Below are 15917 nucleotides of genomic sequence, written 5' to 3'. Positions count from 1 at the left end.
TCCTATCCTTGTTTTTCTTCTTGTTTACGTTTATACGCTTCAAAACGTTCTGTTAATACTTGTGATTCAGGAATATATGGGGCTTTCTTAAAGCCTAATTTACGACTAATTTTGTCTACCATAGATTCTGTTAAAATACCATCTGGACGAACTGCCATCAAGATGACTAGTAATGCACCATAGATGATGTCCCGATAATCGGATAAGAAGCGTAATACTTCTGGCAATAATGTAAGAATAAAGGAACCTAATACGGAGCCCCATACTACATTAGAACCACCAAATACAGGGAACAATAAGATTTGTACTACCTTGTGATAGCTAAAGTCTGTAGGATTAATAAAGTTTGTAATATGAGCATACAAACCACCGCCAATACCGGCGATGAAAGCACCGATGATAAATGCCATCATCTTGTAGTATACAACGTTAATCCCCATTAATTCTGCTGCATGATCATCCGCCTTAATCGCTGCAAAGGCACGACCAACACGACTATTATTAATGCGCACACAGAAGGCAATAATCAATACTAAAATGATTAGCAAAATAATAATAGCCATTAAGTTACCCCATGCAACAGCATCGATGCCCATTAAACCATCGATATCAAGTTCATAGGCTAAGTTTGTTAATTCTTGAGGAATAGATGGAATACCAGAAAGGCCTAATGCACCATTAGTAATATCCAAATTCAAGAAAATAACACGCACCACTTCGCCAAAACCAAGAGTAGCAATGGCAAGATATAAACCGCGAAGACGTGTTGTTGGTAAGCCGATAATGACAGCTACAAGACTAGCAACTAGGCCACCAATAAGGATGCCTACAACGATAGGCAAATCAGCTTTCAAAGAAAGGATGGCCCCTACGTATGCACCAACACTCATAAAGCCAGCAGCCCCTAAAGAAAGCTGACCACTTGCAAGTGTAAAGTAAATCGAAATACCCATGATGGCATTGATGATGAAGAACATCACGATCTGTAGATAATACGGGTTTAATAAATCCATTAAGGTCTACCCCCTTTATCTTTAGAACCAAACAAGCCTTGTGGGCGCCAGAATAATAATAGAATAATGAGGCCAAAGGCCACTGCGTCACGGAATGTAGAGGCTCCATATGCAACAGAGAAGATTTCTGCTACACCTAAAATAAAACCACCAACCATGGCGCCTGTAATATTACCAAGACCACCTAAGATAAGTACGGCAAGGCCTTTAAATCCAATAATAACACCCATAGTAGGCTCAATAGCATTGAAGGACAAGCCTACCAATACACCTGCAGCTGCACCCAAGGCAGATGCAATCATAACGGTAACAGATATAATCATTGTTGGATTAATACCCAAGAGAGCCGCTGTTTCTGTGCTCATAGATACGGCACGAATAGCCTTACCAATTTTAGTTTTCTTAATAACTATATTAAGAATTAGCATTAAAATAACAGAAACACCTAAACCAATAATTTGTACCATGGAAATTTTGAAAGCTCCAAAGTCGATTAGACCACCAATATAGTCTGGTGGGAAAGATCTTGTTTGAGGGCCCCAAAGCAATAATGCCAAACTTTCAAGAAAAATAGAAACACCAATGGTACTAATAAGTGGTGCCAAGTGAGACACCTTTTTCTTACGTAGTGGACGAAGCGCCACAAATTCTAAAAGATAACCGAGGATAGCACCGACAGCCATAGCTACGATAAGGGCTACAAAAATGTTAACGTCAAAAACAGTTACCATAAAAAGACCAACGAAGGCACCTATCATAAAGATGCCTCCGTGTGCCATGTTGATGATATTTAAAACGCCAAACACAAGTGTTAAGCCAATAGCGAGTACAGCATATAAGCTACCGAGGGTTAACCCGTTAACTAATTGTTGTAAAAACACTATACTACCTCAACTTTTTATTTTTTTAATGCGTCAAATTGACCGTTTTTAATTTGTAAAACTTGAACTTCCATGGAAGGGTCACGTTTTTCGTTGAACTTGAATTGACCAGTTACACCAACGAAGTCAGCAATATTTTTCAAAGCATCGCGGAATTTTTCACGATCTGTAGTAGAACCGGCTTTTTTCAAAGCTGCTTCATAGAGGTATACAGCATCATAAGCTTGAGCTGCGAATTGGTCTGGTTCTTTACCGTATTTATCTTTGTAAGCTTTACGGAAGTCTTTTACCTTTTGATCGTCTTTGTTAGGGAACCAAGGTGTACCTACGATAACACCATCAGCTGCAGCGCCTGCAATTTTAATGAATTCAGGGCTGTTGAAACCATTAGAACCAATTACAGGTTGATTCATACCCATTTCACGCATTTTTTTCATGATTAATGCGCCTTCTTGGTAAAGAGAAGCAACTACGATAACATCAGGTTTTGCTTGTTGAATCTTAGTTAATTGTGCAGAGAAGTCAGTATCTTTATCTGCAAATGTTTCAGTATCAACGATTTGTACACCTTCAGATTCCAATGCTTTACGAGCTGTATTATTTACAGATACCATTTGGTCATTGTTATTGGAGTACATAATAGCTGCAGTTTTGAAGCCTAAAGTTTTATGTGCTTCTTTAATTGCAGTATCTACTGCCAAGGATTCAGGTACAGCGTTACGGAAAATGTAATCGCCGATATCTGTAATACCTTCAGCAGTTGTAGATGTACCAAGAGCTACGATTTTGCTTTTGTTTGCTACAGGACCTGCTGCCATCATTTCGCCAGATAACATTGGGCCAATAACAGCTACAACTTTATCTTTAGAAATTACTTTATTCATTGCATTGATAGCTTCGTTTTTATCACCTTTAGTATCTTCTACTAACAAGTTGATTTTCACAGCATTTGCATCAGCGTTGATTTCGCTTACTGCCAATTCTGCACCAGCTTTAATGGATTCACCATATGCTGCTGCACCACCAGTTGTTGTTGTTAACAATGCAATTTTAGCTTCATTGCTATTTGCATTACCTGCATCTTTATTACTGCCACAACCAGCAGCAACTGCCATTACACCAGCAAGACCAAAAATGGCTGCTTTTTTTAACATGGATTTATTCATGCTACACCCTTCCTTTAAAACATAAAACTTTAAGTCTATATCTATATTATTAGAGTTTGTAATTTTTTGTCAATTAAATAACTCTATAATAATATATACTATTATAAGTTATTCAGATAATCGTTCCCATTTCTCATACAGTGCATCTAACTCACTTTGTGTTGATTCAATTTGTATGGAAATTTTGGACATTTCATCTAAATCTTGCTGTACTACAGGATTAGCTAATTGAATTTCATACATTTTCATAGTCGCTTCTAATCGAGCGATTTCAGATTCCACCTCAGCTAATTGCTTTTCCACCATATAAGCGTTCGGTTTCTTCTGCGATGACTCTGTAGATTCTTCTACTGAAAGTATAGGTTCATTATTAGAAGTATGTTTATTATCACTAACACTGTTTTCTAAGTTTTGCTCGTTAGCTATGGCTAACAAATCTTCCTGTTCTTTTAACTTATCTTTGTAATACGAGTAATTACCAAGATATTCAGTAATTTTTCCATCAACTAGAACAATGGTTTTTGTAGAAACTTGATCCAAAAAATATCTGTCATGAGAAATAATAAAGCAAGTACCTTCAAATTGTTGTAATGCTTCTTCCACAATTTCACGCGTTGGAATATCTAAATGGTTTGTCGGTTCGTCTAAGATAAGGAAATTATCCCCTTGAAGGAATAATTTTAACAATGCTAACCGAGCTCTCTCACCACCGGATAAGTCTCCTACTAGCTTAAATACATCATCCCCTTTAAATAGGAATGAGCCTAATACATTGCGGGCTTTTTCTTCAGTATAGTTAAAATGGTTCATAACCTCTTCTACTACCTGCCAAGAATCATGTAATTCCTCATGCTCTTGTGAGAAGTATCCCACTTGTACGCGGTTACCAATATCTACGTGATCATTCTCAGGGAATAATTCACCTACTATAGTTTTTACGAGTGTCGATTTACCAGCCCCGTTAGGTCCAATAAGGGCTACTGATTCTCCACGTCGTACTACGAGTGATATATCATCAATGATAGGATCTTCACCATATCCTACTGATAAATGATCTAGAACAAGAACCTTATCGGCACTCATCGCAGCAGGGGGAAAAGAAAATTGTAAATGATGTGAAGTTACCGGTGCATCAAGTCGTTCTAAACGATTCAATTGAGACTGACGACCACGAGCCATTTTAGATTTAATACCTGCCCGGTATTTATCTATATAAGCCTCTGTCTTTTTGATGTACTCCTGTTGTTTCTCATAGGCTACCATATCCGCTTTCAACCGTTCATCTCGTTGCTGAATATAACGACTGTAATTACCACGATAAGTTGTAGCCTTATGGTTATCCAATTCTACAACACCAGTGACAATACGGTCTAAGAAATAACGGTCATGGCTGACAATGAGAATCCCACCATGATAGGCAGACAAATACCCTTCAAGCCACTCTAACATGTCCATATCTAAATGGTTAGTTGGTTCGTCTAAAAATAAAAAGTCTGGTCGCCGTACCAATGCTTTAGCTAAATTAATTCGAGTCTTTTGACCACCAGAAAAAGCGCTTGCTGGTTTATCTAAATCCTCATCAGTAAAGCCAAGACCATAAATGATGCGCTTAGTCTTTTGCTCGTAATCATAGCCGCCTAACCATTCAAGGCGATTTTGTAAATAATCTAAGCGTTGTAAATCAGATTCACTAGCCGCTTCTGTTTCTAAGCGTGTAGTAAGTGCTTTAAGTTGTTCTTCCAATGCATGTACATCAGCCCATGCCTTTTCAATCTCAGTAGCTAAACTATCATCACCAAGATTTACATCTTGTTGTAAGTAGCCAATGCTTGCAACAGGCGACTTAACTACATTACCTTCATCAAGATCTTCATAGCCTAATATGCATTTTAATAAGGTCGATTTCCCAGCCCCATTAGGACCTACTAAAGCTAGGCGATCACCTTCTTTTATCTCAAAGGACACATTGGAAAATACTTGGCGCACCCCAAATGATTTTCCAAGGCCTATCATTCGAATGCGTTCCATTCACAACCTCCTTATCATTTACCCTTTATTATACCACAGTTGCCCGTACCAACATCAACATCTCTACAGAATCTTTTATTTTTCTGCTATGACGAAATAATTTGCCCAATAACGGAATATCTCCTAATATAGGAATCTTTTGTATTTGGTGCTGATCGCGATTATCCATAAGACCGCCTATAACAAGTACCTCTCCTGGTTGTAAACGCACTCTTGTATGTGCTTGCCGCGTACTAATTTTATAAGCTTTCATTTCCGAAACCATAATCGGTGTACTTACCTCGGCATGTATTTTTGCGTCTACACCGCCATTAGCGGTAATAATAGGAGTATAGTTTAACTTAATCCCTACCTCTTCATAGCGGGTAGAACGCTTGCGCTCTCCATTTACCTCTGACTCTTCTATAACAGGGATACGTTCACCTATTAATATGTGTGCAGTCTCACCATTGAGGGCCATAATAGATGGCTTAGCTATTAGAACAGCTTTTCCAGAACTTTCCATAAGACTTAGTTCTGGTTTCACAAAAAACTTATAAGCTTCTCCACTTGGTGTTTTACCAAAGGTAACAGCCCCATAGGAATTAGTCTTATCTTCTCCATGTCCAGTCAAGCTGAGCCAGGACCATCTAAATCCTTGCTCTTTTGCATAAGACTGTTCCATAGCAATGATGGTTGCTTCTAATTGTACTTGTTTAGGTTCCTTGTCAACTGCATTGATCAGGGTTTCTACACGCCTCTTTTCTCCGCTCGTTAAAAGCATAATTACTTCGTTTTGTTCTGAAAGCACAGCCATTTTATCATTTTTTACTACTGTTCCCATTATATTTGATAAAGACTCTGCAGGCAGATGTTCAGGAGAAACTACATAGAGCTCCCTATTCTCTAGTGCAGTATCCTCAGATTCAATAAGAAGAGTCTCATGTTGTTTTGTTACAGTAAAATGATATAACCGCCCTAACTCTTTAATAATCTCTTCTGGAGACTCTCCTTTTACACTTGCCGTAATATTGCCCTTTAATGACTCTACTCCAATAACTGATATACCATAACTGCGACAAATGCCTAACACAGTATCCTTTAAAGAGGCATTGCGTACAGATATTGTAATTGGTTCTTTATCTTTATTAATCTCAACTCTATTGGTTCCACTATTTGTTGCACTATTTGTTGCATTATTTCCTACATTTTTTATTACCTTATCTTCTATAGTATTTCCTGTTACAACTAACATTTGTGCTAATAAAAAATATATTAGTGCAACTATTAATATAACTATTTTTATGATCACTCGATTTTTAGCCATCGCGACGAACCTCCTTCAATGATTTCTACACCACTTGCAGTAATATTAGATACGGATATTCCTTGCCAACTACTCCCTACTGTAACCATCTGTTCCTCTGAGCCTTTTCTTAAAATAGCTATATTTTGATTTCCTTCAATGATGCCCACCAGTTCAATTGGTTCTTGTAAGCTTGATATATTAGTATTAATAGCTATTTTTGAGTGAACACGTGCACTACTAAAATTATTAATCTTATCGTGAGTCGTATCGCCATTAAGCTCTTTAGGCTTCTTTCTATCTGTTCTTATTGTTTTATTCTTAGTACGTCTGTATTTCCTTACTCCCTTTTTTTCACTTGATAGATTACCATTGACAACCGCCCATTCATCATCGCTCATATTATTTAAATCATCAATTTCCTCATAATCATCATCAAAATCTTTAGTCCCATCATTTTTATGTAACAAATCTGTACTAGAAATATTTTTAAAGACCTCTCGCCAAGGATGAGAACGCTCTACACTACTCACATCATATAGTAATCGCCCCTTACCATTAGAGTCATCGCTCCTTTTACTTATGGTTTTATGATCAACTCCATCTATACTAGATTTCCCCTTATATTTACCATTGTTTCTCTTAGTAAATGTATCCTCCGTTTGGTCTTTTGAAATTTCTAGTCTTTGTTCACTAGCCTCGTCATTGAATTGGTCTGATTGTATTTGAATCTTTTCCTCTTGAGAAGGATAAAAAATACCAACTGATATTACCCCTAGTGCAATTACAAGAAAAATAATAATTACAATTCGGTAGTGCCGAATAATAAAATACTGTTTATTAATCCATAACTTAATACGTTGTATATAATCTTGTAAGTTCATAATTCACCTCCTGCAGACTATTTCTAGGAGGTCTTTTTAAATTCCTACAAAAAAATGACTCTACCAGTCACCTAGGTGACTAATAGAGTCATTCATTATATTGACAAATCAAACCGATCCGTGCTCATTTTATTTACTATTAAAACCCTCTGGATGAGATGTATGCCATTTCCAAGCATCCTTAATAACATCAGCTACATTACTAAATTTAGGGTCCCAACCAAGTAAGTTTTTAATCTTTTCAGAAGAAGCAATCAATGTACCAGGGTCCCCTGCACGACGATCACCATATTGAACAGGAATATCGATGCCTGTAACCTCTTTTGCAGTTTCAATGATTTCTTTTACGGAGAAGCCATTTCCACTACCAAGATTAAATACTTGGGACTCGCCGCCTTTACGCAAATAGTCCATAGCTAATACGTGAGCAGTTGCCAAATCATTAACATGAATATAGTCGCGCACACATGTACCATCAGCTGTATCATAGTCAGTGCCAAATACAGTTATATGTTCTCTTTTACCACGAGCTGCATCGAGCACAAGTGGAATCAAATGAGTCTCTGGATGATGGTCTTCCCCAATCGTACCAGATGGGTCAGCCCCTGCCGCATTAAAGTAACGCAATGCAACATAAGTGGAACCATAAATTGAACTATAGTCAGATAACATTTCTTCAATCATTAACTTAGTACGACCATATACATTTGTAGGATGCAATTGAGCATCTTCACGAATTGGCACTACCTCTGGTTCGCCATATACAGCAGCCGTACTAGAAAACACAAAATGTTTTACACCCGCAGTACGAGCAGATTCAATAAGGTGATAGGAGCCAACTACATTATTTTCATAATAAATAGCTGGATTTACCATTGATTCTCCAACTTGAGAATGGGCAGCGAAATGCATAACCCCAATGATATGATGCTCTTTCATAATATCTACTAACTTAGGATCTGCAATATCCATATTGTAGAATGTAACCCCTTCAGGAATAGATTCTACATGCCCTCTAGATAAATTATCTACAATAATCGGTGTGTAACCGGATTGTTCTAGGGCACGTACAGTGTGACTCCCAATATAACCAGCCCCACCTGTTACTAAAATATTCATAGTTCCCCCTTATGAATTATGTGTATCCTTTGCACGAGCTAATTTAGGCCCGATGAGACGTTTATAGACTTCAACCCCTGGTTGGTCAAAGGCATCAACACCAGCAAAAATAGACTCGAAATAAACCGCCCAACAATGCATAAACATAATTTCCCCTAAATGGAATGAATTTAATGTTGGTACAGTTATCGTCATATTAAAACGATTATCGCTAGATAAGGCCTCTCTATTAGCATCTAAAGCAATATTTAAAATATCACAAATACCTACATTTCCAAGTGCTTGTAATCGTTCATATTGACTATGCGTATTAGGCACTACGAGATTATGTTTCCAATCCTTAACCTTAATAAATTGAACCACCTTATTAAGACGGCCCTCTTGATGCTCTTGTACTTGAGCATGCATATCCATAGTCCCTACTGCAGCAACCGGCGTACGACCATATGGTAAGCAAGTATTACTCATCTTCCCTAAAGATTCGGATAATAGTTGTACATACCAATCAGATAAGGAGTGAAGAGCTTCACCATAAGGCATAAACACCTCAATAATACGACCGTACCGTTCAGACGCAATATATTTTAGTAAAGCACTTAATAAAGCAGGATTCTTAAAAATATCCTCTTCTTGACAAGCCGCATCCATTGAAGCTGCACCTGCCAAGAAACCTTCAATATCAAATCCTACGAGAGCAGCTGTAACAAAACCTACTTCAGTAAATACAGAGAAACGACCACCTACACCATAAGGAATGCTATAGGTCTTCCAATGATTCTCTATTGCCATAGAGCGTAAAACCGTAGGATGTTCATCATCAGACATATCGGTAACAGCTACCACTTCATAATTAATATTACGATCTTGTAAAGCTTTTTCCAAAATCATGAAGTTAGCCATTGGCTCGATGGTAGAGCCTGACTTAGATGTAATAACGAGCATCACTTTATAGTCTGATCCTTTTGTCTGAGCTTGGTACTCTAAAGTGCGAATAAGACCAGCTAAATAGTCACCATCTACATTAAAGCCTGCAAAATACATCCGTGGATATCCGTTTCGTTCTTCCGTACTAAGATTATTCCAAAACGCACCACATTGGACATCGAAAATAACCTTACTACCCAAGTAAGAGCCACCAATGCCTACAGATACAACTGTGTCAATATTATGGCGAGCATAGTCCCGCAGTTCATAAAGTCGTTTCAACATTGCAGGTGTATTGATACCATCTTCTGAAATATAAGGAAGCTGGTAAAACAATACCGGTTCAGGCAAGCCATCCTTAGAAACATGTCCTTCTTCAAAGCCTGTAGAACGCAAAATATTTGTATGACGCCAAACATTTTGTATAGCACGCTCAAAGTTATTTACGTCTCGTTCTTGTATGCAACTTTCATTATATATGTTAGCGTAATCTAACTCGAACCCCGATTGTAACCGCAACATCAAATATCTCCTTTACTGACATTTTATGTACAATATTCTACTCATTATATCATAAAACAATGAATAAAATATTAGTTTATGCAATCATTTTACCCACAAACCATAGCCAAAACCCACTGCATAAACAGACCATAACAATGCGATAGGAATAGCTAATTTAAACTTAAGCTTTAAAGTCTTATGACGCCAAATAACCATACCTAATAGAGCACCAATGCCGCCAAAGGCAAATGCTAAAAATAATAATGTAAACTCTGAAATTCGATTATACCCCTTTATAGCACATAACTTATCATAGCCATACATACTAAATACAATTAGATTCCATACGCCTATAGTAACCCAAAATTGTGTATCACTCATGTCCCCAAACCTTATATTTTTTACTTATGATGAGCCTTAAAATATTCTAATGTTTTTTGTAAGCCATCATCTAATGTTGTAGATGCTACAAATCCAAAATCGCGTTCCGCCTTTGCATTGCTTAACCGTGAATGTTTGATATCACCTATGCGTCCAGCCTCGTAATGAACCATAAAGTCGGCACCACTAATAGCTCTGAATCGCGTAATCAATTCATTTACAGATGTTCCCGTATTGGTAGAAACGTTATAAATACCTGTGCAGTTATTATTTCCCATAGCCTTAATATTAGCTTCTACCACATCTTCTACGTAAATAAAGTCTCTTGTTTGTTCCCCATCACCATATACGGTTAAAGGCTTGCCTTCAACAATTAAACGATTGAAAATACTTATAACGCCGCCTTCACCACCATCCCCTTGACGTGGTCCATATACATTAGCATATCTAAAGCATACTGTATTTAATCCAAAAGCTTCACGATAAATACGCAAATACCCTTCTGCAGTAAGTTTTGTTAATCCGTAAAAGGAAGAAGGCATGCCACTTAATTCCTCAGTTAATGGCAATACTGCTAAATCCCCATAAACAGCCGCAGACGAAGGCATTAAGAATTGTTCAACCTTCACCTGACGACATGCATCTAAAACATTAATAAGACCCAATAGATTCACATCGCAGTCATAACTAGGGTTCTCCATAGAGGATTGAACCATAGTTTGCGCTGCCTCGTGAAATACGATAGAGGGCTTAAACTCTTCAAAAATAGATACTAGCTTTGGATCTCGTACATCCATCTCAATAAATTGAGCTGCTTCATGTACAAAAGAACGCATACCAGTAGATAGATTGTCTATAACAAGCACATTGTGCCCTAATTCAATTAATCGATCAACGAGATGAGAGCCAATAAATCCAGCCCCACCTGTAACACATATATTCATAGTACCCTCCCTTCTTATATTTCTAAATACCTGCACCTTGTTTAGCTAGTGCATCGGCCATTTCATTATATGTATCGCCCGTATGAGCAGCTACCTTGTGAAAGTGTACGCGCACACGGTCTTTTATGGAGTCATAAAATGCTGCGTATTGTTGAGTAAGCGCATTATTTCGTTTCCAACCCTTCGTAGCCCACATTTCAATACCCATATAGTCATAATAAAGTGAACATTCAGGAATACCGCGATCAACAGCATATTTCATAACATACATAGCCGCTAATAACTCACCAGCTACATTCCAAAATGATGTATATCGTTCATCCGTAGATGGAAATGAAAAGGTCTCCCTATTCCCATTCAAGAAGATAACACCACCTGCTCCAACGGTATTTGTCCCTTTATTATAACTGCCATCAATATAAGCAACCACATGGTTTGACTCAGTAAAATCTGGTTTCACCACGCTTGCTGATACTTTACTTTGAGCCCTAGAACTAGAGCCTCTTGATTTAGAGCCTATCGATGTAGACTTCACGCCTTGAGATGATTTAGATTCACTCTTATTAGCACTCATATAATCACTTAAGGATAAACCTGAATTCTTTACAAAGGCACGAGCTTCTGCTTCCGTAGAAAAAGACTTGTAGATAGCCCCACCAAAGCCTTTTACCTGTTTTTCACAGTCAGCCCATGTGATATATACACCTGGTACACGACCCTGACGAACTGCATAATACTTCTTTGCCATACGTACCTCTTAATGATCCATTGTAAGTGCTATAAATTCAGCATTAACAACAGATGCCAAATCTTTTGGATTTACCTTCATTTGCATCCCTCGGAGACCAGCACTTACATATACAAAGTCTTGAGGCTCCATAGTAGCATCAAAATATGTGGGAAATAATTTTTTCATTCCCACTGGAGAACATCCTCCTCGTAGATAGCCCGTAATACCTAGCAGGTCCTTGACATGAACAAGCTCTACAGACTTATTATGGCTGACACGAGCAGCTTGTTTCATATCTAATTCAGCTGCTACAGGAATGCAAAATACTACATATCCTGTTTTGTCGCCCTTACCAACTAATGTTTTAAAAACTTGTTTTTCATCAAGCCCTAATGCTTCCACCACATGAAGACCAGCTGCACGCTCTTCAGACCATTCATATTCACTAATGCTATAAGGTACCTTATGGGTATCTAAGATACGCAATGCATTAGTCTTTTTATGCTTTTCTTTACTCACTATATCCCACCTTATATATTAGCGTAACAAATAAATCTTATCAATATATAATAAATTTCTATATATCAATAGAAATAGCCTCATTCTTATTTATTTACAATTTTATTAATATTTTTCAATTCAATGCGTAAAGTTCCATCATCATTAGTTTTAATTTCAATGAACTCGCGATTTTTCATATATTCTACGGGAAATGAAATTTCGATTCCCGTGTCAGTTTTAATTTTGTGATGCTCACCAACCTTCGTAGCAAACTCACGGTTCACAGGTAATGGCCGCATCATATCTGCATCGGCTAATTCTTTCTTAGCCGCCTCTTGTTGAATCGGATTTGCTTTGAATACCTCTTCTACTATACGAACAGGATCGACTGTATCGGATACTTCAGCATTTTTGGCAATCATAGACTTTGCAGTCGTCAACTCAATAACGCCATCAGACTCATGCGCTTGAGCCACTTTATCTACAATAGCTTTTACCTTTTTCACTGTATCCCGAGAGGACTGATTAGTACCTAATTGTAATACCTTATCTGCTAAGATATAGGATACTTCACCGTCAAACTCACCTTTCGGTTCAAAAATACGAACACTAAAATCATGTAAATTAATTGATGCAAAGGCACGTAATTTTTGAGATGGCATAGGCAGTACAGCCTTATGAGAAACGAGTTCTGTAGCTAATGAACCATCATCCTCACTAAATAGTTGATGTGTAAAAGCATCATGAGCTTGGCATAAAAGAATACAGATATAAGATGCATCTGTAATAGCTTCACAGATAATCGTATCAATAACAACGGAATCCGTTGCTTGTTTCATATAGGTAAACAAGCTTTCACCTAAGTTCTTAGATAAATCTATAAACTTGAGATTTCCATTTTTATAATCAACTAATTGTTTACCAAATGGACTTGCATCATGCAAGGTACCTGTTCTAGCACCTGGATCTTTGAACGCCTTAGCTACATGATTGGCAATATAATCTTGTATAGCTTGATCTCCAACCTTTAATTCATGTTCAGAGTATACGGCTAAAGAGGACGTAAAGTCGAAAATCTCTAGTGCCGCCTTGTTAATCTGCATGACGCCTCCTTATAATAGCAAAAACGATTACCCTTTATTATACCACTCTTTTAGTTTTCGTTTATCAACTTTTGAGCATTCTGTAAGAGGTAACATAGGAATTTCTAGAACTGCTTTTGGCCATTCAACTGAAGGTCTTTCGTGATGAATAAGTTCTATAATTTTACTTAATTCAGCATTATCCTCTAACACCATATAAGCAACAAAGTCTTCCCCCCGTATATCATCATTAATGGTAATAACAGCGACTTCAGAAACGCCCTGTAAGGATTGTAAATACAATTCCATTTCTGGGATAGAAATTTTATAGCCCCCTTTATTGATGACATCACCTTGCCGTCCATTAAACATGAGATACCCATCACCATCTATATATCCCCGATCATTTACAGTATATGTATCAGGAATGCCTTCAATATGATACTTTGTAGTCACATAAATGACGCCGTTCTGCTCTGTAATTTTGACAGATGGGAACGGTCTTCCCACAGTCCCCTCTCTATCTAACCACTCTTTACCTGTACAATATGTTATATAGTTAAGCTCAGATGCACCATAATAGAGAATAAACTCCATGTTCGGACATATTAGTTCTAACTGCTCCATCAACTGTCGATCCAGTACTTGAGATCCACCGATAATATAGTTAATAGAATCTAGTTTACTTTTGCAATGTCGTACTAATAATCGTAATTTTGTCGGTAATGCATATATATGGTCCACATGATATTCTTCAATAAGCTGTATCCATCGATTTGGGCGCAACGAACTCGTTGTAATAACTGTTCCTCCAGACCATAGTACAGCGATAACCATATTACTAACACCAGTGAAACTAAAGCTTCCATGTAAGAATATTTTTGTATCTTTGTTTATATGAAAAATATCATTTTGGATATCAAAGAACTCTCTCCACGAGCTTTCACTACGCCATAAAGGTTTTGGACGCCCAGTAGTCCCAGAGGTAAGAACACCAAAATCAGCTAAGGGTGCCGCCCCTTTATATGCTATAATACGAGCCAATTCCTCTATATACTCTGTATCCATCTCGTTATGACATACCATAGGAATATAACCTGTATACAATACACCCAACCACTGTACAAGTTGTTCCACAAATGATTGACTCTGAATTAAAGCAACTATGTGTTTCGGTGATTCTTTAGTTTGAGCAACATTTACTATACGACTAGTATCATTAATATCTATGGATAAAATAGCATCATACAAATCACCATATGTATACTTTTTATCATCTACAATTAGAGCAATCTTGTGAGGATCTAATTCTTTATATTGTCGTAAACGTTCAATAATTGTCATTTTACATTCGTTCCATAATTAAAGCAGTTCCTGTACCGCCTGCGCCTGCAATAGCACACAAACCGTATCGACCATTACAGGATTCTAAAGCAGCCATGCAATGAAGAGCTAAAATAGCCCCAGAGCAACCATAAGGATGTCCATAGGCTAATGCACCACCAAGCATATTATATTTCTCCATATGATCAGGATAGGACTTCTCAAAGAGAGCATCAATAATGGCGAAGGCTTCATTCCATTCCACCACGTCCATATCATCCATGGTTAAATCTGTCCGTTTTAAAATAGCTTTAGTACTTTCAAGAGCACCTTCTGGACTAAACTGAGGATTTCCAGCCCAAGGCATGATACTATGAATTCTAAACGGCCCTTTTTCATTAGATATGTATACAAAAGCAGCACCATCATGAATTAAACAAGCATTGCCAGCATTTGTAATAGAGTCCTTACCTAATAATGGTTTCATCCTAGATAAAAGTTTTTCATTCATCTTTGGCCTAATACATTCGTCTACACACTCTTTTCCATCTATAGAAAAAGGCATTATATAAGATTGTAAAAATGAATTGTCTAAAGCTTTAGTAGCTCTCTGATGACTTCCAATAATATATGGATATAACGCTTCCTTAGTTATATTGTGCTTATGGATGGTTCTTTCTGCCCCTTCTAACATAGCTAAAGGAGACCGATCTTGAGGAGTAAATTGAGCCACCTTATATAAACCGTCTCGATTATCTCCAGTTGCATAGATTCGGTCTGGTTGTAATGAAGAGCTTTCAATGCCACCAGCAATAGCAGAATTCATCACTCCTGATGCAATATGTGTATAAGCCATTTCAATACTCATCAATGCTGATGCGCATTGCATATCAATTGTTACAGCCGGCGTCGATACCGATAAATTAGACATTAAACCCATTAATCGTCCAATATTTCCACCTGTACCAACTGCATTACCACAAAAAATACCATCTACAGAGTTAATTTCATGTCCTTTAATTAACTCATTAATCAATTGTGCACCCAATATCTCAGGTCTTGTATTTTTATATTGGCCGTTTAACACGCCTATAGGGCTTCTAAGCCCACCATGAATATATACTGACATATAAGCTCCTATAACAAAATGCA

15 protein-coding genes are annotated in these 15917 nt (G+C 37.4%); all 15 read right to left on the bottom strand.

Annotation, left to right across the window (positions count from 1 at the left end):
• Nucleotides 1-2 precede the first annotated feature (2 nt).
• Complete coding sequence (locus KH109_RS05765) at nt 3-1013, bottom strand: branched-chain amino acid ABC transporter permease (RefSeq protein WP_287533856.1); 1011 nt, start codon at nt 1011-1013, stop codon at nt 3-5.
• Nucleotides 1013-1894 (bottom strand): branched-chain amino acid ABC transporter permease, encoded by an 882-nt coding sequence (locus tag KH109_RS05760; RefSeq protein WP_060924778.1) that lies wholly within the window; start codon nt 1892-1894, stop codon nt 1013-1015. Before KH109_RS05760 ends, KH109_RS05765 begins: the two co-directional genes overlap by 1 nt.
• A 17-nt stretch (nt 1895-1911) precedes the next feature.
• Nucleotides 1912-3060, bottom strand: coding sequence for an ABC transporter substrate-binding protein (locus tag KH109_RS05755; protein ID WP_129822882.1), 1149 nt, complete (start codon nt 3058-3060; stop codon nt 1912-1914).
• A 108-nt stretch (nt 3061-3168) separates the two neighbouring features.
• Nucleotides 3169-5088, bottom strand: a complete 1920-nt coding sequence (locus KH109_RS05750) for an ABC-F family ATP-binding cassette domain-containing protein (protein WP_295216691.1) — start codon at nt 5086-5088, stop codon at nt 3169-3171.
• 28 nt (nt 5089-5116) lie between these two features.
• On the bottom strand, nt 5117-6394 hold the full coding sequence (locus KH109_RS05745) for a secretion protein (RefSeq protein WP_295216688.1): 1278 nt from the start codon (nt 6392-6394) through the stop codon (nt 5117-5119).
• Entirely contained in the window at nt 6376-7257 is an 882-nt protein-coding gene (locus KH109_RS05740) for a hypothetical protein (protein ID WP_295216685.1), read from the bottom strand. The genes KH109_RS05745 and KH109_RS05740 overlap by 19 nt, the downstream gene beginning before the upstream one ends.
• 129 nt (nt 7258-7386) lie before the next feature.
• The gene (galE, locus tag KH109_RS05735) at nt 7387-8376 is read right to left on the bottom strand and encodes a UDP-glucose 4-epimerase GalE (RefSeq protein WP_295216682.1); all 990 of its coding nucleotides are present in this window, start codon (nt 8374-8376) and stop codon (nt 7387-7389) included.
• Nucleotides 8377-8385: 9 nt separating this feature from the next.
• A complete protein-coding gene (locus tag KH109_RS05730) occupies nt 8386-9822 on the bottom strand; it encodes a glucose-6-phosphate isomerase (RefSeq protein ID WP_060924783.1) in 1437 nt (478 codons plus the stop codon).
• An 84-nt stretch (nt 9823-9906) separates the two neighbouring features.
• A complete protein-coding gene (locus tag KH109_RS05725; protein ID WP_295216679.1) occupies nt 9907-10185 on the bottom strand; it encodes a DUF1294 domain-containing protein in 279 nt (92 codons plus the stop codon).
• A 20-nt stretch (nt 10186-10205) separates the two neighbouring features.
• Nucleotides 10206-11129, bottom strand: coding sequence for an NAD-dependent epimerase/dehydratase family protein (locus tag KH109_RS05720; RefSeq protein ID WP_295216676.1), 924 nt, complete (start codon nt 11127-11129; stop codon nt 10206-10208).
• 22 nt (nt 11130-11151) lie between these two features.
• The gene (locus KH109_RS05715; protein ID WP_295216674.1) at nt 11152-11877 is read right to left on the bottom strand and encodes a ribonuclease H family protein; all 726 of its coding nucleotides are present in this window, start codon (nt 11875-11877) and stop codon (nt 11152-11154) included.
• A gap of 9 nt (nt 11878-11886) precedes the next feature.
• Nucleotides 11887-12378 (bottom strand): Cys-tRNA(Pro) deacylase, encoded by a 492-nt coding sequence (gene ybaK, locus KH109_RS05710; RefSeq protein ID WP_024065487.1) that lies wholly within the window; start codon nt 12376-12378, stop codon nt 11887-11889.
• Between the two features lie 86 nt (nt 12379-12464).
• The gene (locus tag KH109_RS05705; protein WP_295216672.1) at nt 12465-13463 is read right to left on the bottom strand and encodes a nucleoid-associated protein; all 999 of its coding nucleotides are present in this window, start codon (nt 13461-13463) and stop codon (nt 12465-12467) included.
• A gap of 27 nt (nt 13464-13490) precedes the next feature.
• A complete protein-coding gene (locus KH109_RS05700) occupies nt 13491-14786 on the bottom strand; it encodes an AMP-binding protein (RefSeq protein WP_295216669.1) in 1296 nt (431 codons plus the stop codon).
• Between the two features lies 1 nt (nt 14787).
• Nucleotides 14788-15894, bottom strand: coding sequence for a thiolase family protein (locus KH109_RS05695; protein ID WP_295216666.1), 1107 nt, complete (start codon nt 15892-15894; stop codon nt 14788-14790).
• Nucleotides 15895-15917 lie beyond the last annotated feature (23 nt).

Source organism: Veillonella sp. (assembly GCF_018381775.1).
GTDB lineage: Bacteria > Bacillota > Negativicutes > Veillonellales > Veillonellaceae > Veillonella.
Note: the sequence above shows the minus strand (reverse complement) of the source record. Positions and strands in the feature narration are given on the sequence as shown.

Bases quoted from the DNA above. Each gene is read 5' to 3' on its own strand.
- KH109_RS05765 (WP_287533856.1), bottom strand. From the start codon at position 1,013: ATGGATTTATTAAACCCGTATTATCTACAGATCGTGATGTTCTTCATC.
- KH109_RS05755 (WP_129822882.1), bottom strand. From the start codon at position 3,060: ATGAATAAATCCATGTTAAAAAAAGCAGCCATTTTTGGTCTTGCTGGT.
- KH109_RS05750 (WP_295216691.1), bottom strand. From the start codon at position 5,088: ATGGAACGCATTCGAATGATAGGCCTTGGAAAATCATTTGGGGTGCGC.
- KH109_RS05745 (WP_295216688.1), bottom strand. From the start codon at position 6,394: ATGGCTAAAAATCGAGTGATCATAAAAATAGTTATATTAATAGTTGCA.
- KH109_RS05740 (WP_295216685.1), bottom strand. From the start codon at position 7,257: ATGAACTTACAAGATTATATACAACGTATTAAGTTATGGATTAATAAA.
- galE (WP_295216682.1), bottom strand. From the start codon at position 8,376: ATGAATATTTTAGTAACAGGTGGGGCTGGTTATATTGGGAGTCACACT.
- KH109_RS05730 (WP_060924783.1), bottom strand. From the start codon at position 9,822: ATGTTGCGGTTACAATCGGGGTTCGAGTTAGATTACGCTAACATATAT.
- KH109_RS05725 (WP_295216679.1), bottom strand. From the start codon at position 10,185: ATGAGTGATACACAATTTTGGGTTACTATAGGCGTATGGAATCTAATT.
- KH109_RS05720 (WP_295216676.1), bottom strand. From the start codon at position 11,129: ATGAATATATGTGTTACAGGTGGGGCTGGATTTATTGGCTCTCATCTC.
- KH109_RS05715 (WP_295216674.1), bottom strand. From the start codon at position 11,877: ATGGCAAAGAAGTATTATGCAGTTCGTCAGGGTCGTGTACCAGGTGTA.
- KH109_RS05705 (WP_295216672.1), bottom strand. From the start codon at position 13,463: ATGCAGATTAACAAGGCGGCACTAGAGATTTTCGACTTTACGTCCTCT.
- KH109_RS05700 (WP_295216669.1), bottom strand. From the start codon at position 14,786: ATGACAATTATTGAACGTTTACGACAATATAAAGAATTAGATCCTCAC.
- KH109_RS05695 (WP_295216666.1), bottom strand. From the start codon at position 15,894: ATGTCAGTATATATTCATGGTGGGCTTAGAAGCCCTATAGGCGTGTTA.